The 17,813-nt window shown below is 62.2% G+C and carries 17 protein-coding genes; 10 read left to right on the top strand and 7 right to left on the bottom strand.

Annotation, left to right across the window (positions count from 1 at the left end; all coding sequences use genetic code 11):
* From FIV39_RS01745 to FIV39_RS01770, 6 genes are all read right to left on the bottom strand, one after another.
* Complete coding sequence (locus FIV39_RS01745; RefSeq protein WP_146371465.1) at positions 1–2,421, bottom strand: fimbria/pilus outer membrane usher protein; 2,421 nt, start codon at positions 2,419–2,421, stop codon at positions 1–3.
* Between the two features lie 80 nt (positions 2,422–2,501).
* Positions 2,502–3,197 carry a fimbria/pilus chaperone family protein gene (locus FIV39_RS01750; protein WP_090409168.1) on the bottom strand — a complete coding sequence of 232 codons (696 nt, stop codon included), beginning with the start codon at positions 3,195–3,197 and terminating at the stop codon, positions 2,502–2,504.
* A 28-nt stretch (positions 3,198–3,225) separates the two neighbouring features.
* A complete protein-coding gene (locus tag FIV39_RS01755; RefSeq protein WP_090409165.1) occupies positions 3,226–3,849 on the bottom strand; it encodes a DUF1120 domain-containing protein in 624 nt (207 codons plus the stop codon).
* A gap of 81 nt (positions 3,850–3,930) precedes the next feature.
* Entirely contained in the window at positions 3,931–4,551 is a 621-nt protein-coding gene (locus FIV39_RS01760; protein WP_146371467.1) for a DUF1120 domain-containing protein, read from the bottom strand.
* Between the two features lie 32 nt (positions 4,552–4,583).
* Entirely contained in the window at positions 4,584–5,198 is a 615-nt protein-coding gene (locus tag FIV39_RS01765; RefSeq protein ID WP_090409159.1) for a DUF1120 domain-containing protein, read from the bottom strand.
* Between the two features lie 35 nt (positions 5,199–5,233).
* Positions 5,234–5,851: a DUF1120 domain-containing protein gene (locus FIV39_RS01770; protein WP_090409156.1), complete on the bottom strand. Its 618-nt coding sequence runs from the start codon at positions 5,849–5,851 to the stop codon at positions 5,234–5,236.
* Between the two features lie 450 nt (positions 5,852–6,301).
* Between FIV39_RS01770 and FIV39_RS01775 the strand changes: the two genes are divergently transcribed.
* The 7 genes from FIV39_RS01775 (at position 6,302) to dacB (ending at position 13,639) form a co-directional block, all read left to right on the top strand.
* Complete coding sequence (locus FIV39_RS01775) at positions 6,302–6,727, top strand: hypothetical protein (RefSeq protein ID WP_090409153.1); 426 nt, start codon at positions 6,302–6,304, stop codon at positions 6,725–6,727.
* A 206-nt stretch (positions 6,728–6,933) separates the two neighbouring features.
* Positions 6,934–7,569 (top strand): response regulator transcription factor, encoded by a 636-nt coding sequence (locus FIV39_RS01780; protein ID WP_090409150.1) that lies wholly within the window; start codon positions 6,934–6,936, stop codon positions 7,567–7,569.
* 97 nt (positions 7,570–7,666) lie between these two features.
* Positions 7,667–8,137, top strand: a complete 471-nt coding sequence (locus tag FIV39_RS01785) for a nuclear transport factor 2 family protein (protein WP_090409147.1) — start codon at positions 7,667–7,669, stop codon at positions 8,135–8,137.
* 36 nt (positions 8,138–8,173) lie between these two features.
* Complete coding sequence (locus FIV39_RS01790; protein WP_090409144.1) at positions 8,174–8,449, top strand: GIY-YIG nuclease family protein; 276 nt, start codon at positions 8,174–8,176, stop codon at positions 8,447–8,449.
* Between the two features lie 75 nt (positions 8,450–8,524).
* The gene (locus tag FIV39_RS01795; RefSeq protein ID WP_090410140.1) at positions 8,525–9,460 is read left to right on the top strand and encodes a glutathione S-transferase family protein; all 936 of its coding nucleotides are present in this window, start codon (positions 8,525–8,527) and stop codon (positions 9,458–9,460) included.
* 109 nt (positions 9,461–9,569) lie between these two features.
* The gene (locus tag FIV39_RS01800) at positions 9,570–11,987 is read left to right on the top strand and encodes a TonB-dependent siderophore receptor (protein ID WP_090409141.1); all 2,418 of its coding nucleotides are present in this window, start codon (positions 9,570–9,572) and stop codon (positions 11,985–11,987) included.
* A 206-nt stretch (positions 11,988–12,193) separates the two neighbouring features.
* Positions 12,194–13,639, top strand: coding sequence for a D-alanyl-D-alanine carboxypeptidase/D-alanyl-D-alanine endopeptidase (gene dacB / locus FIV39_RS01805; protein WP_090410138.1), 1,446 nt, complete (start codon positions 12,194–12,196; stop codon positions 13,637–13,639).
* A 1-nt stretch (position 13,640) separates the two neighbouring features.
* Here dacB and FIV39_RS01810 read toward each other — a convergent pair whose 3' ends face one another.
* Complete coding sequence (locus FIV39_RS01810) at positions 13,641–14,420, bottom strand: IclR family transcriptional regulator (RefSeq protein WP_090409139.1); 780 nt, start codon at positions 14,418–14,420, stop codon at positions 13,641–13,643.
* Positions 14,421–14,540: 120 nt separating this feature from the next.
* On the opposite strand from FIV39_RS01810, the gene hmgA reads away from it, so the two are divergent.
* From hmgA to maiA, 3 genes are read left to right on the top strand one after another with little or no spacing between them, the layout of a single operon-like run.
* Positions 14,541–15,824, top strand: a complete 1,284-nt coding sequence (gene hmgA, locus FIV39_RS01815; protein ID WP_090409136.1) for a homogentisate 1,2-dioxygenase — start codon at positions 14,541–14,543, stop codon at positions 15,822–15,824.
* Between the two features lie 3 nt (positions 15,825–15,827).
* Positions 15,828–17,114, top strand: coding sequence for a fumarylacetoacetase (gene fahA, locus FIV39_RS01820; RefSeq protein WP_090409133.1), 1,287 nt, complete (start codon positions 15,828–15,830; stop codon positions 17,112–17,114).
* A gap of 12 nt (positions 17,115–17,126) precedes the next feature.
* On the top strand, positions 17,127–17,762 hold the full coding sequence (maiA, locus tag FIV39_RS01825; RefSeq protein WP_090409130.1) for a maleylacetoacetate isomerase: 636 nt from the start codon (positions 17,127–17,129) through the stop codon (positions 17,760–17,762).
* Positions 17,763–17,813: the final 51 nt, after the last annotated feature.

Raw genomic sequence — 17,813 nt, forward strand, 5'->3', positions numbered from 1 at the left:
TCAAGGTGTATGGCAACGGGCCGGGGCGGTTTCGAAATACACCGTCGGATCAGCCTTGGCCGGTAGTTCATAGCGCAGTTCGCAGCGCCGGCTGTCGGCGGTGCTGACCCACAGCGGCGTGTGCTCCAGCACATTGGGCAGGAACACCTGGCTGCCATCCTGGACGAGGGTGACAAACTCGCCCTGCGCGGTGCTCACCATGGCGCCACGGGGCAGCGGCTGATCCTGATCGGTACGCACGGTCAGCAGCAGTCGCCGGGTGAGCGCCACGCCGAAGTCGACGCGATCCACCGCGCCGCGCCCGGCCGTGATCATCGCCAGGCCATTGTCGATATCGGCATTGCGTGGCAGCGAGCGGGTCTGGACCTCGACCGGGCTGCGCCCATATGCGTTGACCTGGGGCACCACCGCCTGGCCCTGCCAGTCGGTCCAGACCGGGCCGCTGGGCGTGCTGAGCTTGATGCCGCCCATGTCGCCCACGGACACCAGGGCAAACGTGTCGCGTACCGGGTAGGGCGACAGGGTGAGGCCACTGCCATGCAGCACCATCGCGCCTCGGGCCCCGCCCTGATAACTCGAACGTTCGGCGTCGCTGCGGCTGTAGCTCAAGTCCAATTGGCTGTAGCGAGGCAATGCGGAGACGCCCACGGAGGTCTCCACCTGCCGGTCACGGGTGTCGTACTCGGCGCTGACCCGATAACCGAGTTGATCGTTGAGCTGTTCGTTCAGCCCCAGCCCGGAGCGATGTTCACCACCCGAGTTGCGCACCCAGGCGCGTGCCCGACGGTTCTCGCCCAGGGGCAGGCTGAGGTTGAGGTACACGGCGTTATCCTGCTGCTGGCGCCCGCCCATCTGCCATTCGGCACTGGCCGACAGCGACACGCCGTTGACGCTGGTGCCCCAGGCGGCCAGCGCGCGGCTGCTGCTGGCGCCGGCAAAATTGCTGGAGCGCGATAGGCCGGCGCTGAATGCCCCGAGCCACGGGTGCGACCAGCCCAGCGTGGCGCTTTGCTGATCACGATAACGGGAGCCGCGGTAGAGATCGGGTTGTGCTTCGTAGGTGGCTTCTTCCAGCTCGCGATAGCCCGGCGTGCGCCAGGAGTTGGCGGCGCTGAATGACCACTGTTCACTCAGGCGTTGGGACCATGACAGGTCGGTCTGCACGCCACGCACCTTATCCCGGCCCTGTGCATCGGAGAGTTGGCTGGCGAGTTGAACCTGGCTGTCCAGGCCGGGTAGCCAGGCCAGGCTCGCACCGGCGGCGCGGTATTGGTTGGCGGCCAACATGCCGACGCCCACGGACATTTGTGCGTGCACAGCACCGTTCCAGCCCGCGCTGACCACCCACGGATCGTCACCCTCGGCGTTGCCGATATTGCGCACGCGCCCGGCTGCCACCGAGTAACCCGCTGCGGGCAGTCCCAGGCCGAGCATGGCCGCGGGGACGGTAAAGCGCCGCTCGCCGCCGGTGCTTTCCCTGACGGTCACTTCGACGTCCGAGCGGGTGTTCAAGCGTCGCACATCGGTCAGGGCGAACGGGCCGGCAGGCACCACCGTCGAGTGAATCAACGCACCGTTCTGCCGCACCTCGACCTGTGCCGGGCTGTTGGCGATGCCCTCGATGGTCGCGCCTTGCTCCTGGTCTTGCAGGGCTTGCTCGGTGAACACTTGGACGCCATTGATCTGCGCACCCGGCAGCACTGGGTTGTAGAGGCTGACCTGCCCGGCTTGCAGCACCGCCTGATAGCGCGCAAAGGTGCGCTGGGCATAGGCCTCCAGATGCGTGCTGCGTGACATGCCGTCCTGCCAGGTCTGTACCTGGCGGCTGCGCACGATCCAGTCGCCGGCATTGAAGCCGACCTCGGTATTGGCCGAGCCGAAACGGCTGGCGTCATCGCCGAACCGGTTGTAGAACCCGCTGAGGTCATAGTTGAGCAAGGCTGCGACACCGCCGGCTTGATAGCCCGAGACATCCTGTTGTACCGGACGCAAGGCTTCGGTGGGCACCACCAGCGATACGGTGAGGGTGGCTGGATCGGCTTCCACCAGGCTTTGTGGGAATTGGGCCAAAAAGTCATGGCAACGCCCGCTGTCTGCCGGGATCACGAGGTGGGTGGCGTCCAGCAAGGCGCGGTCAAAACACAAGACGCCTTGCTGGTCGAAACTGACGTCCAGGCGACCCCGGCGTTGCCCGTTCACCTGCACGCTCACGGCGTGCTTGCCGGCACTGAAGCGTGGGGTGTCCAGCAGCAGGCTGGCCAGTTGCGGATCGATGCCGCGCTGGTTCAGGGTCTTGGCGTCAAAGCCCGAATATTCATCGGCCCAGGCCCCCTCAGGGAGCAGGGCACAGGTTAACAGCCACGCAGGTAAAGCAAGCTGGGCGGGGGCGGCGGGCACGGCTTTGCCGTCACGGTAATTCACGACTGTTTTCACCAAAGGCAATCAAATGTTCGACGGCTGCGCGTCGCGGTGGCGGTCGTCAAGCCGTCACTTCGTTTTAGTCAGGGGCGGGCGATCGGCGCATCGTAGGCCGCTACGGCGAAGCCATAGAGGGTGGCCGGTTGCAGGCGCACGGTGCTGGCGCCTGTGGCGCTTGCCGGTATACGCAAGCGTTCGCCCGGTAATACATAGGTGCGCGGCAACATCGCCTTGCCATCCCCGGGCAGCAGGCGCAGTTCCTGGGCCAGCCGCACCACGTAAGGTGTGTCATTAGTGACCAGCAACTCGTGGTTGTCGAACGCCCAGGTCAATCCGGTCCAGGGGCTGCGATTGGTCGCCAGGCCTTTGGGATGAATGATCACTGGCAAGTTCTGGCGCACGGTCACACCGACACGGGCATGCCCGGCTTCGGCGGCCGGGCGACCCTTGGGCATGCCTTCGAAAATCACGCGTTTGAGCCGCTGGCTCTTGAGCGGCAAATGATCCTGCAGGATGAAGCGCACCAGTTGCGATTTTCCCGACTCCACCCGCGACAACGGCGGGGTGACGACCAGCAGCGGTTCGTTGTCCTCCGGGATATCCTCCAGGGTGACATGCAGCAAGGCCAGTTGACTGTCGGTGTTGGTCACCGAAACGCTGGCTTCGCCGTCGTTTTCGTACACGATCACCACGGAGGTATCCGGGACCATGCCATCGGCCTGAGCGTTCATGCTGAGCAGGAGTGTCAGGGCCGCGATGTTCAAAAGTTGCGTCGTCATGACGAGAGTTCCATGGGCAGGATAAGAATCAGAGGTAGCGCAAATCCAGAACGATGGACCCGTCCAGGGGGACCTCTTGATCCAGGGTCAGGTAGTTGGAAAAGTTGATGGCTGTTTCGATTTGAAGTTGGGTGGTCAACTGGCGGATGAAGTCCGGCTGACGGTCACCAGGCAATGCAAAACCTGCATAGGCTTTGGGCTTGGCATCCGGCTGTGCTGTCCAGGTTTCGCCGTTGTCGCTGGACATCAGCACCTGCATGGGCTGTGCATCGCCCACGGGGTTTTGATACGACAGCGCCACGCTGCCCAGACGTTCTTCGGGGGCGTGGATATTTCGTCCCAGCCCGTATAAACCGGGCGTCAGCGCAGACTCCGAACGATTGTCGATACCCACCAGCGCAAACAGCATGGGCCTGGCGCATTGCACGGACAGCTCCAGCAACAGGCTGGGCAGTGCGGTGAACTCATCACTGTTCAGGGCATGCGCGGGAATCTTGCCGTGATCGACGATGCCTTCTTCCGACAGTTCGACGTGGCAAGCATCCGGGGTCAATCGGCCGGTCACGGTGATGTCGACGATACTGGCCGTCCAAGCCGGGGTGGCGAAGGTTAGAGCAAGCAGGGTGGCGAAGAGCTTGGGGTGCGGGTTCATGGCGGATCACTGGCTGGGCGGAAGGTGGCCGACACGTCAGCGAGGCCATGCCGGAAAATTGCCTGGCATGGCCTCACAGGATTACAGGTACTTCACTTCCAGGGTGGCCGACCCATCCAGGGTGACCTCGTTGCTCAGATCCAGGCCGTCCGTGCGGGCGATCGAGGTGTCTACCACCATCTGCGCGACCAACTCCTTGACGGGCAGCGGCTGGGTGCCGTTGCTGGTGTCGGCGACCGACATATACAGCTTTGGCTCCCAGAATTTTTCGTCATACCAGGTGTTGCCACCGTCCCCCGAGGCGATGGTTTTCACCTGCACGCCATCGGCGACGGCGTTTTGCAACATCAGCTGGAACCAGCCGAGCTTTTGCGTGCCGTTGATGAAGCCCAGGCCGAAGTGCGAACTTGTCAGCGCGGAGTCCGCGCGGTTATCGATCGAGTTCAAGGCGAACGGGATTGCGCCATCACAGATCACCGCAATGGTCATGGTGTGGGTGCCGATGAGGGTCGGGTTGTCCGGGCGCAGGTCCTTGGCGGAAATCTTGCCGTGATCGATGATGCCACCGCTGGACAGGCTGGGGGTGCAGGCGCTGGGGACGATCAGGCCCTTGACCGCCAGGTCCACGGTGGAGGCGGCGTAGGAGGTGGCGCAGGTAAGTAGCATTACGCTGGCGGCGACGCTATTGAGCAGGGTTTTCATGACGGACGAACTCCTTTCGCTAAGGGGGGCGGTTACAGGTACTTGAGTTGGACGGTGGCGTGCCCGTCGATGGGGACTTCATCCAACAGGGTCAATTGGTCGGCGGGGGCGATGTGGGTGTACAGGCGAATCTCGGCGTCAAAATCCTGCACGGCGATAGGTGTTTCTTGATTGATTCTCGCAACCGTGGTCAGCCACAGATGGTTCAACTCGTTGGCGGGCCTCCAGGTCACGCCGCCATCCACTGAGGTAATCATGCGTACCGCGACGCCGTCGGCCACTGGGGTGTAGAGGTGAAACGCGGAGCCGCCGAGCTTTTCATCGTTCGGCGTCATGCCCAGGCCATGCCAGCGATCGTGGTTGGCCGAAGTACCGGCGCGGTTATCAATGGTGCTGAGGGTGAAAAAGGTCGGCGCTTCACAGCGCACGCTCAACTGCATGCTCTGATTGGGCAACGAAGTGTGTTGCTCGGCATTGAGCGACTTGGCCGACATCTTTCCGAAGTCGACCATGCCACCGCCGGAAATCAGTGGGGAACAGGCGCTGGGCGTGATGCTGCCCCTGACGGACAGGTCGGTGTTGCTGGCGGCGAACGCCGGAGGGGCGAGCAATAGGGTGAGCATGAGGCGAGAGGCGAAAGCGTTCATGGGCAAGGGCCTTTGGTCACAGTGATCGGGGGGCGTTACAGGTACTTCACTTCAATCGTGGCCGAGCCATCGATCGGCACTTCCTGGCTCAAGTCCATTCCGTTAGTGGCAAAAATGCCGCTTGCGACTTCCAGTTCCACGGCCAGTTCACGGGCAGCAATGGGGGTATTGGTGTCCGAAAGGTCACTCATCGCAAACAGTGCAAGGGGTTCCAAGTTGTCTTCCGGCTGCCAGGTGCTGCCGTTGTCGTAGGAAACAATCGAGCGGGCGGGTAGGCCGTCCATCATGGGATTGTTGAGGTACAGGTAAAACCACCCCAGCTTCTTGTCACCGTTGACAAAACCCAGTCCGTAATTACTCGTGAGGCCGCTGCTGGCGCGATTGTCGATACCCCTTAGGCCAAACAGGGTTGGCGCCTCACAGCTCACGTTCATCCGCAGGAAATGTTTGGGCAGGGACGTGGGATTGTCCGGCTTGAGGTCTTTGGCCGAGATCTTTCCATGGTCGACAACACCTGCGCCGGACAAGGTCGGTGCGCAGGCACTGGGGGTGATCAAGCCTTTGACGGCCAGGTCTATCGAACTTGCGGCTTGGACGGGTGAGAACATGTTGAGTAACAGGGCGGTGCTCAACAGGGTCAGGGACTTACTCATTTCAATGCATTCCACTGTAAGGCTGGCTGATACGGCGCGCGCACGGCATCGTCCTATCTTTAGGGATAGGCGCAGAGCAGAGCGGCCGGTTGTATTTGGTTGGGAGCGCCGCAGGCTGCGCGTCCATTCCCTCTTTGCGGGGTGGGGGGCAATTTAGCCGGGGTATGGAGTGGGGGAAATACAACTATTACGACAATGAAAGTGACAGGTACTTGGGCGTTGATGCGTGGGAATAGATGGTCTTATTTGTAGGAAAGTTGGTTTTTTCGTAGTTGTTGTATCGTCATCTTCGTATCCAGAAAGTTATCTACTGTTGCTTATAGCAGCCATGTGAGTGCCATGAAGATGTTCACGCCGTTATGTATTTGGTTGTTGCATCCTCTGCATCCACTCAAGTGAGTATGGGTGAACTCATGGTCTGCATATCAATGTAAGCGCAATGAGGTGACCATGGTGACAAGGGTATTTACCAAGCCAGTACCTGTCCTGAAGTTGGCACCCTCGCTCTCACCACCGCGGGTGGCGGAGCAGGCTTTTCGTCCGCGTGGGGATGGGTGGCCGACGCGTGCCAGCCTGATCGAAATGTTTGGCAGTGATGAGGTGGTGAGCCGGGTGCTGGTCAGCCTCATGAACGAAGCACGGGAAGACGATGTCTTGCTGGACCAGGCTCGGCTCAGTGCCAATGCGTTGTTGGTGATGGAGCGGCTGCACCGTCTGGTGGGTAGCCTGGCGTTTGTCGGTATGGCCGATCTGGAGCGTTGCGGCGAGCAGCTGATTGCTCGCGTCCAAGCCGCGGGCGTAGAGGAAAATACGCTGGAGTTGCAGGCATTTCAGCGCAAGTTACGTGTGTACATCACTTATTTGAGCCGCTTGTAAATCGTTGGATTAGAGAAGTTTGTAGGACATCATTCCCGCGTGCCTGAGGTTTTTTGTGTAGGGCATTTCTTTTTATATTGTGGGACGGAGGTTGTCGTCTACCAAATGCTGGACGCGGTTCGTTAGGTGCCGCGTCGGGTGGTTGTTGAGGGCCGTGGACAGCGGTATTTTGCGCCAATTCCAATTGCCATCTTTCGTGGGTATCTATGTTTCGTGTGATTATTGCCGACGACCATCCGATTGTGCGTATCGGGCAGCGGGTGGTGATTGAGGCGGGCGGCAGGTGCAAAGTCGTCGGCGAAGCCGATGGTCCCGATGAGTTGCTCGCGTTATTGAGTACCGTGGCCTGTGATGTGTTGGTGACTGACTTCGCCATGCCGGGCGGTCAGCAGGCCGACGGCTACGGGTTGCTGGGCCTGTTGCGTCGCCAGTACCCGACATTGCCGGTGATCCTGGTCACCATGTTTGCCAACGTGGCAACCCTACGCGCTTCGTTTGCCCATGGCGCACGGGCTATTGTCGCCAAGAGCGCATCGGCCCGCGAACTGCCCATTGCAATCAATGCGGTGATCAAGGGCGAGACGTTTGCCAGTGAGTGCCTGCGGGCTCAGTTGACAGAGGCCGGGACCGGCGACCAGCTGCAACAGCCCCAGCTCTCCAGCAAGGAGCGCGAAGTCGTCAGGATGCTCGCCAGCGGCATGACCGTCAGCCAGATTGCAGCACGGGTCAACCGCAGTATTTCCACGATCAGCAAACAGAAAAGCACGGCCATGAGCCGGCTGTGCATTTCCACCGACGTTGACCTGTTCGCCTACGCGCGCAGCTGCGGCATGGTGCCATAGCAGTTGGCGGGCCATTCCCCGCGTAAATGGCGATAGAGTTTTACCGGTGCGCAGACTATCTTGGACGGCTCATAACCCCCTGGTTTGGAACCTGCCCATGAGCGATGCACACAACGCCCTGATCACCGAGTTCTACAGCGCCTTCCAGCGGCTGGATGCCGAGGCCATGGCGGCCTGCTACACCGAGGATGTGCTGTTCAGCGACCCGGCCTTCGGCGAACTGCGCGGCCGTGACGCCGGTGATATGTGGCGCATGCTCACCACCCGGGCCAAGGACTTTTCCCTGACCTTCGACCATGTGCGCAGCGATGACACCAGCGGCAGCGCGCACTGGGTCGCGACCTATCTGTTCAGCGCCACCGGTAACACGGTGGTCAACGATATCGGCGCGCGCTTCGTGTTCCGCGATGGCAAGATCTGCGAACACCACGATCACTTCGATCTGTGGCGCTGGTCCCGCCAGGCCCTGGGCCTCAAGGGCCTGTTGCTGGGTTGGTCGCCGGCCCTGAAAAACGCCGTGCGCGCCCAGGCGCTCAAAGGGTTGAAGGCATTTCAGGCCAGTCGTTGATAAGCTTGGCGCTCCTCTGGTTTACCGAATCGACCCGTGACTGATCCTTCTGAACCCAAACCCTGGTTCGTCTACCTGGTACGTGCCGCCAATGGCGCGCTGTATTGCGGGATCAGCAATGACCCGGTGCGCCGCTTTGCCTCTCACCAAAGCGGCAAGGGCGCGCGGTTTTTCCTCTCCAGCCCGGCGGTGGCGCTGGTGTATACCGAGCAATGCGCGAGCAAAGGCGAGGCCTTGCGTCAGGAGCGCTTGATCAAGAAGTTGAAGAAGAGCGCCAAGGAGTGCCTGGCGGCGAGCGGGTCATTGATTTGACTGATGGGTTCCCATCACACCCGCGAAGCGTTTTGCGCGCTAAGCTGCGGGTCCACCTGCCAAGCGGACGCCAGCATGTCTGAACTTATCCTGCACCATTACCCCACCTCCCCATTTGCCGAGAAGGCGCGACTGCTGCTGGGCTTCAAAGGCTTGTCCTGGCACTCCGTGCACATCTCGCCGGTGATGCCCAAGCCTGACCTGACCGCCCTGACCGGTGGCTATCGCAAGACGCCGGTGCTGCAGGTCGGTGCCGATATTTATTGCGACACAGCCCTGATCGCCCGGCGTCTGGAGCAAGAGAAGTCCTCGCCGCCGCTGTTCCCGCTCGGCCAGGAGATGATCACCCAAACCTTCGCCGCTTGGGCCGACAGCGTGGTATTTGCCCATGCGGTGAGCCTGATGTTCCAGCCGGAATCGGTGGCGGTGCGCTTTGGCAAGTTGCCGCCGGAAGCGATCAAGGCGTTTCTCGCCGACCGCGCCGCGCTGTTCAGCGGCGGTACGGCGAGCAAGCTCCCGGCCGAGTTGGCCAAGCACCAATGGCCGGCGATCATGGCGCGGCTGGAGCAGCAATTGCAGAGAGAACCGGGGGACTTCCTGTTTGGTGAACCGTCGATTGCCGACTTTGCCCTGGCCCACCCGCTGTGGTTTCTCAAGGCCACACCGGTGACTGCGCCGTTGGTGGAGGCGTATCCGGCCGTGTCGGCGTGGTTGGGCAGAGTGCTCGGTTTTGGCCACGGCACGGCGAGCCAGATGACTGCCGTGCAAGCATTGGAAATCGCACAAAAGGCCACACCGGCCCCGTTACCGGAAGAAGTGTTCGAGGACTTGAATGGCTTCGTGGCGGGCCAGCAGGTGATCATCAGCGCCATCGATTACGGTGTCGACCCGGTCGCCGGCGAATTGCTGTTTGCCGGGCGCGAAGAGCTGATCCTGCGCCGCACCGACGAACGTGCCGGCACCGTTCACGTGCATTTCCCACGCTTCGGGTTTCGCATTCACGCGCAATAAATAAAAATATTTGCAAATACAGATGAGGTAAATCGCCAGCCCATCCGTGTAGTGCTTGAAACTGCGATCTATTCGCATTAACAGCGTTTTCTACACGGGTTCTCACAGCATGAAGTCGACGGCAGGCGGTTTGGTTAAACAGTGGTTGGGAGCCTCGGTATTGGCGGTGTCGGGGCTGGCATTGCTGCCCCTCGGCGTGGCTCAGGCGCAGGAGCAGCAAAGCGCCCAGTTCACCTTTGCCCTGGCTGCCAAACCGTTGCCCCAGGCCTTGAGCGATTTCAGCCGGGTCACCGGAATCAGCGTGATCTATACCGATGAAGCGCCTTACGGCCTCAACGCCCCGGCCGTCCGCGGGCAAATGAGCGCGACCCAGGCGCTGCAACGTCTGCTGGGCAACTCCGGCTTCACCTTCCGCCAGATCGATGCCCGCACCCTGGCCCTGGAGCCGGTACCCACCGAGGGCGCGCTCAACCTCGGCGCGACCACCATCAGCGGTGTCGGCCAAACCGAGGACAGCACCAGCTACCAGCCGCCGCCCACCAGTTCGGTGATGCGCTCCCGTGCTTTGCTGCTGGAAACCCCGCAAACCGTCAATGTGGTACCCGCCCAAGTGCTGCGCGACCAAACCCCGCGTAACTTGGATGATGCCCTGGCCAACGTCAGCGGCATTACCCAGGCCAACACCTTGGCCAGTACCCAGGACGCGGTGATGTTGCGCGGCTTTGGCGACAACCGTAACGGCTCGATCATGCGCGATGGCATGCCGGTGGTGCAGGGCCGGGCGTTGAACTCAACCGCAGAACGGGTCGAAGTGCTCAAGGGCCCGTCGTCGCTGCTGTATGGCATCCAGGACCCGGGTGGCGTGGTCAATATCGTCAGTAAAAAACCGCAACTGACCCAGGCCACGTCCCTGACCGTGCGCGGCTCGACCTTCGGCGACGGCAAGAACGGCAGCGGCGGCAACCTCGACACCACCGGCCCCATCGGCGATTCGGGCCTGGCGTATCGCCTGATCGTCGATCATGAAGACGAGGACTACTGGCGCAACTTCGGTACTCACCGCGAGTCGCTGGTGGCGCCATCCCTGGCCTGGTATGGCGACACGACCCAGTTGTTGTTCGCCTACGAGCACCGCGAATTTCTCTCGCCGTTCGACCGTGGCACGGCCATCGACAAGTCCAACCACCCGCTGGACATCCCGGCCACCCGTCGTCTGGATGAGCCGTTCAACAACATGGAAGGGCGTTCCGACCTGTACCGCTTTGAAGCTGACCACGACTTGAACGACGACTGGAAAGCCCATTTCGGCTACAGCTGGAACCGTGAGACCTACGACGCCAGCCAAGTGCGCGTCAGCGCGGTGAGCACCAATGGCACCCTGACCCGCAAGATGGACGGCACCCAGGGCGCGATCACCACTGACCGTTTCGCCACGGCCAGCCTGGAAGGCAAGGTCAGTGTGCTGGGCATGCAGCATGACCTGGTGTTCGGCCTGGACGACGAGTACCGCAAGATCTACCGCGCCGACCTGATTCGCCAGGACTCGCGCTCCACGTTCAACTACAACAACCCGGTGTACGGCAACGAAGTCGCGGGTACCAACGTCAGTGCCGCCGACAGCGCCCAGACCGACTTGCTGCGCAGCGATTCGCTGTTCTTCCAGGACGCGATCCACCTGACCGACCAGTGGATCTTTGTGGCTGGCGCGCGCTACCAGATGTATGACCAGTACGCTGGCAAGGGCGTGCCATTCAAGGCCAACACGGACGGCAACGGCCAGGCCTGGGTGCCGCGTGCCGGCCTGGTGTATCGCTACACCGATGAGTTGTCGTTCTACGGCAGCTACACCGAATCGTTCAAACCCAACTCCACCATCGCTGCCTTGGCCGATGGCAGCACGCTGACCGGTGACCTCACGCCGGAGGAATCCAAGTCGTGGGAACTGGGCGCCAAGCTCGACATTCCGGGGCGCATTACCGCCAGCGCAGCGTTGTTCACTATCGACAAGCGCAATGTGCTGGTGTCGATGGGCTCCGGTCCCAACACGATCTACAGCATCGCCGGGCAGGTACGTTCCCGTGGCCTGGAACTGGACGCTACCGGCCAGTTGACCGACAAGTGGAGCCTGATCGGCAGCTACGCCTTTACCGACGCCGAAGACATCAAGGACAACAATCCGGCGCTTGAAGGTAACCGCCTGCAAAACGTGGCCAAGCACACCGGTTCGCTGTCGGTGGCCTACGATTTCGGCAATATTTTTGGCGGCGATCAGCTACGCGTGGGCACCGGTGCGCGGTATGTCGGCGAGCGTGCAGGCGACGCCGCCAACGACTTCAACCTGCCGGGCTACACCGTGGCGGATGCCTTCGCCACCTACGACACCAGGATCGACGGGCAAAAGGTCAAATTCCAGGTCAACGTGAAGAACCTGTTCGACCGCGTCTACTACACCTCGGCGGCCAGCCGCCTGTTTGTGTCCATGGGTGATGCGCGGCAGGTGTCGGTGTCCAGCACCCTGGAGTTCTAAAACCTGGCAAGCTCCCTGTGGCGAGCGGGCTTGCCCCGCGTAGGGCTGCGAAGCGGCCCCAAAACAGTCTCTGCGGTGTTCCTGAAAAAACGCGGCGGCATTAGTAAGGGCGGCTTCGCCAGCCAGCGCGGGGCAAGCCCGCTCGCCACAAAGGTACGGAGCTGTTAGCGTTGCGGCCATTAATGGCTTTGCGGAACACAGTACTGATGCACTTTGGACGATGGCTACACCTGCTGTGCCTGAGCGTTTTACTGGGCGGCTGTGCGAGTGTTTTGCAGCCGTCCACGTCTTCGACACTGGACCATCTGCTGGCCGATCCTGCTCTCAATGGCGCCACGGTTTCCGTCATGGTGCGCGACGCACGCAGTGGCAGCACCCTCTATCAACACAACCCGCGCGCACGCCTGATCCCGGCGTCCAACCTCAAGTTGCTCACCACCGCTGCGGCGATGGATGTGTTGGGGCCGCAATACCGCTTTTCCACGCAGCTGTTGAGCAACGGCACCCAGCAAGGTGAGCGCCTGGCCGGCAACCTGTACCTGCGTGGCCTCGGCGACCCGACCACGCAGTTCGCCGACTACCAGGCACTGGCCGCCCAGTTGGCGAGCCAGGGCGTGCGCCAGGTGCAAGGCGATCTGGTGTTTGACGACACGTGGTTCGACGCCGAACGCCTGGGTGTGGACTGGGCTCAAGACGATGAAAGTACCTATTACGGCGCGCAGATCTCGGCGTTGACGGTCTCCCCCAATACGGATTTTGACGCGGGCACCTTGCTGGTCACGGCGAAGGCTCCCGTCGCGCTCGGCCAGCCAGTGAGCGTGGTGGTGAGCCCGTCCACCGACTACGTGCAACTGAGCAACCGCGCCGTCAGTGGCCCCGGCAACAGCTACGGCATCACCCGCCAGCACGGCACCAACCTGCTGCAACTCACCGGCGCGCTCGCACCGGGCAAGCAAAGCCGGCAATGGGTGAGCGTGTGGGAACCGACGCAACTGGTGGCCAATCTGTTTGAACAGGCCTTGTCGCAGCAGGGCATCCAGGTGCTGGGGCGGCGGGTGATCGGTGGCGTCAGCCCCAGCACGGCCACGCTGTTGGCGGAGCATCAGTCGGCACCGCTGCAAGCGCTGATCACGCCGCTGCTCAAACTCTCGAACAACAACATGTCCGAAGCGTTGCTCAAGGCCATGGGCCGCAAAACGGCCAATGCTGGCACGGCGGCGGCGGGCGTGGCGGCGGTAGCGGCGTTCATGCAGCGCCAGGGCCTGGACCCGGCCACGCTCAGCCAGGTGGATGGCTCAGGTTTGTCGCGGCGCAACCTGGTGTCGGCGCAGAACCTGACGGACCTGCTGCTGGTCACCGCCAAGCAACCGTGGTTCGACGCCTGGTACAACGCCTTGCCGATTGCCGGCAATGCCGACCGCATGACCGGCGGCAGCCTGCGTTATCGCCTGCGCGGGACGGCTGCGGAAAACAACCTGCACGCCAAGACCGGCTCCATGGCCGGCGTCTCCTCGCTGAGCGGCTATATCACCGATGCGCAGGGACGGCGCCTGGTGTTTTCGATGATCAGCAATAACTACGTCAGCGACGCAGCCCCTGTCCGCGCCCTCGAGAACCGCCTGGCACTGGCCCTGGCCCAGTGGCACGACTAGTTCAGGGCTGGTAGCCCATCCGCCAACTCACGGCCTGGGTCGCTGCCAGCAAGCGCTGCGCCGCCGGGCCATCTTCGTCGGCGTGGAACAGCGAGGTGGGGCCGACCACGGTCATCACCGCTGCCACTTGCCCGACCGCGTTGAACACTGGCGCCGACAGCGCATCCACCCCCGGCATCAGCAGGCCATGTACAAAGTGCAGGCCGCGCTGGCGGATCAGTTCACAGGTGCTGGCATAGGCCTCGTCGTCGGCCAGGGCATGGGCGATACCGGCCTGGATTTCACGCTCACGCAACTCGACGGTTTCCCGCGACGGCAGGAAGGCACTGAACACCAGCCCGGTGGATGAGCTGAGCAGGGGCAACACTGAACCCAATTGCGTCACCACCGTCACCGCACGCACCGCCGGTTCGATCTGCACCACCGTCGCGCCCTGGTTGCCCCATACCGCCAGAAAGCAGGTTTCATTCAAATCGTCGCGCAGCTCTGCCAGGGGCATCGCGCCGACTTTCAGCACGTCCATGCTGCCCAGCGCGGCCAGGCCTACACGCAACGCTTCGCGCCCCAGGCCGTAATGGTTGGTGGCGGTGTTCTGTTCGGCAAAGCCCGAGGCGATCAGCGCCTGTAAATAACGGTGCACCTTGCTCGCCGGCATCTGCACATGTTCGGCCAGCCGCGACAATGAAGTGGAGGGCGACAGTTCGGCCAGGGCCTTGAGGATGTCGGTACCCACTTCGGCCGAGCGGACTTTCTGTTTACCGGTGTCGCGAGGCTTTTCCATGGAAGGGCGAGAATCCGAGAGATGAATGGGCGTCTTTATAGCTTGACGGTCGATAGTGATCAAATTACGTTATGCGTAACTGGATTACGATAAAAACAACTTCCGCACAGAGGATGATCCATGAACCTCGAATACCTGTCGGGCTTCGGCAATGAATTCGCCAGCGAAGCCTTGCCCGGTGCCTTACCGGTAGGCCAGAACTCCCCGCAAAAAGCGCCCTACGGGCTGTACACCGAACTGTTTTCCGGCACTGCCTTTACCATGGTGCGTAGCGAAGCCCGGCGCACCTGGCTGTACCGCATCCAGCCGTCGGCCAATCACCCGGCGTTCGTCAAGCTGGAGCGGCAGCTGGCCGGTGGCCCTTTGGGCGCGGTGACGCCCAATCGCCTGCGCTGGAACCCGTTGGATATTCCGAGTGAGTCGACAGACTTTATCGACGGCCTGGTCGGCATGGTGGCCAACTCAGGGGCGGAAAAACCCTCAGGTATCAGCATCTACCACTACCGTGCCAACCGCTCGATGGACCGCGTGTTCTTCAATGCCGACGGCGAACTGTTGATCGTGCCCGAGCAGGGCCGCCTGCGCATCGCCACCGAACTGGGCGTGCTGGAGGTCGAGCCGCTGGAAATTGTGGTGTTGCCCCGTGGCCTCAAATTTCGCGTTGAACTGCTGGATGTGCAAGCGCGCGGTTACGTCGCCGAAAACCATGGTGCACCGCTGCGCCTGCCGGACCTGGGGCCCATCGGCAGCAACGGCCTGGCCAACCCGCGTGACTTCCTCACCCCGGTAGCCCACTACGAAGACCTCAAGCAACCGACCACGCTGGTACAGAAATTCCTCGGTGAACTGTGGGCGTGCGAACTGGACCATTCACCGCTGAACGTGGTGGCCTGGCACGGCAACAACGTGCCGTACAAATACGACCTGCGCCGTTTCAACACCATTGGCACGGTAAGTTTCGATCACCCCGACCCGTCGATCTTCACTGTATTGACCTCGCCCACCAGCACCCATGGCCTGGCCAACCTCGACTTCGTGATCTTCCCACCGCGCTGGATGGTGGCCGAGAACACCTTCCGTCCGCCGTGGTTCCACCGCAACCTGATGAACGAATACATGGGCCTGATCCAGGGCGCCTATGACGCCAAGGCCGAAGGCTTCCTGCCCGGCGGCGCGTCGCTGCACAGCTGCATGAGTGCCCACGGCCCGGACGGCGAGACCTGCACCAAGGCCATCAACGTGGACCTGGCGCCGCACAAGATCGACAACACCATGGCCTTCATGTTCGAGACCAGCCAAGTGCTGCGTCCCAGCCAGTTCGCCCTGGAGTGCCCGCAACTGCAACCTTCTTATGACGCGTGCTGGGCCTCGTTGCCCGCCACCTTCAACCCGAACCGGAGATAACCCATGACGCAGCCAACCCTTACCCGCAGCTGGGTAGCCTCCGCCAACGGTCACCGCGATTTCCCCCTGCAAAACCTGCCGCTGGGTGTGTTCAGCATCAATGGCTCGGCGCCGCGTAGTGGCGTGGCGATTGGCGACGCGATCCTCGACCTGCACGCCGCTCTGGATGAGTTTGAAGGCGAAGCCCGCCGCGCCGTTGAAGCTACCGTAGGCGGCCAGTTGAACGCCTTTTTCGAGCTGGGCCGTGGCCCGCGCGTGGCCTTGCGCGAGCGCCTGCTGGAACTGTTGGCGGAGGGCAGCAAACTGCAGACCCGTGAAGCGCAGGTGCTGCACCGCGCCGCCGATTGCCAGATGCACCTGCCGGCGAAGATCAACGACTACACCGACTTCTACGTCGGCATCGAGCACGCGCAGAACGTCGGCAAGTTGTTTCGCCCGGATAACCCGCTGCTGCCGAACTACAAGTACGTGCCGATCGGTTATCACGGCCGCGCCTCGACCATTCGCACCTCGGGTGCCGACGTACGTCGTCCCAAAGGCCAGACCTTGCCGGCCGGACAGACCGAACCGACCTTCGGCCCCTGCGCACGCCTGGACTATGAACTGGAACTGGGCATCTGGATTGGCCAGGGCAATGCCATGGGCGACTCGATTGCCATTGGCGATGCGGCCGAGCATATCGCCGGTTTCTGCCTGCTCAATGACTGGTCCGCGCGGGACATCCAGGCCTGGGAGTACCAGCCGCTGGGGCCGTTCCTGTCGAAGAGCTTCATCACCAGCATTTCACCGTGGGTGGTCACGGCCGAAGCCTTGGAACCGTTCCGCAAAGCACAACCAGCGCGGCCCGAAGGCGACCCGCAACCGCTGCCGTACCTGCTGGATAAACGCGATCAGGCGGCCGGCGCGCTCGATATTGAGCTGGAAGTACTGATCACCACGGCGTCGATGCGTGAGCAAAACCTGCCGGCTCATCGCCTGGCGCTGAGCAACAGCCTGCATATGTACTGGACCGTCGCGCAGTTGGTGGCGCACCACAGCGTCAACGGCTGCCAATTGCAGGCCGGTGATCTGTTTGGCTCGGGCACCTTGTCCGGCCCTGAGGCCGGGCAGTTCGGCAGCCTGCTGGAGATGACCGAAGGCGGCAAGAAGGTTATCGAACTGCCTTCCGGCGAAGTGCGCCGGTTCCTCGAGGATGGCGATGAAGTCATCCTGCGCGCCCGTTGCAACCGCGAAGGCTTCGCCTCCATCGGCTTCGGCGAATGCCGTGGCACTGTGGTCGCGGCGCGCTAGGAGGGCAGGGCGATGGAACTCTATACCTACTACCGCTCAACGGCGTCGTATCGGGTGCGCATCGCCCTGGCGCTCAAGGGCCTGGATTTCACTGCGGTGCCCGTCAACCTGCTGGTGCCGGCGGGCGGCGCCCATCGCCAGCCCGAATACCTGGCCATCAACCCGCAAGGCCGCGTTCCGGCCTTGCGCACCGATGAGGGCGCGGTGCTGATTCAGTCTCTGGCGATCATCGAGTACCTCGAGGAACGTTATCCACAGGCGCCGCTGCTTTCCAAAGACCTGGCCACCCGTGCCCATGAGCGCGCGGTGGCGTCGATCATCGGCTGCGACATTCACCCGTTGCACAACTCCAGCACCCAGAACCTGTTGCGCCAGTGGGGGCATGATGAGGTGCAGGTGCTGGCGTGGATCGCTCATTGGATCAGCCAGGGGCTGGGCGCGGTGGAGCAGTTGATTGGCGATAAGGGATTCTGCTTTGGCGAGCAGCCGGGGTTGGCGGATGTGTTTCTGATTCCCCAGCTGTATGCGGCGGAGCGCTTCAAGGTGCCGTTGGCGACGTATCCGCGCATTGGCAGGGTGGCGGCGTTGGCGGCGCAGCATCCGGCGTTTATCCAGGCCCATCCTGCCAACCAACCCGACACCCCCTGATCGATTTTCCCCACCCAGAGCGTGGGAACAATAATAAAAACAGGTACCTTG

The organism is Pseudomonas grimontii, from assembly GCF_007858185.1.
Classification (GTDB): domain Bacteria; phylum Pseudomonadota; class Gammaproteobacteria; order Pseudomonadales; family Pseudomonadaceae; genus Aquipseudomonas; species Aquipseudomonas grimontii.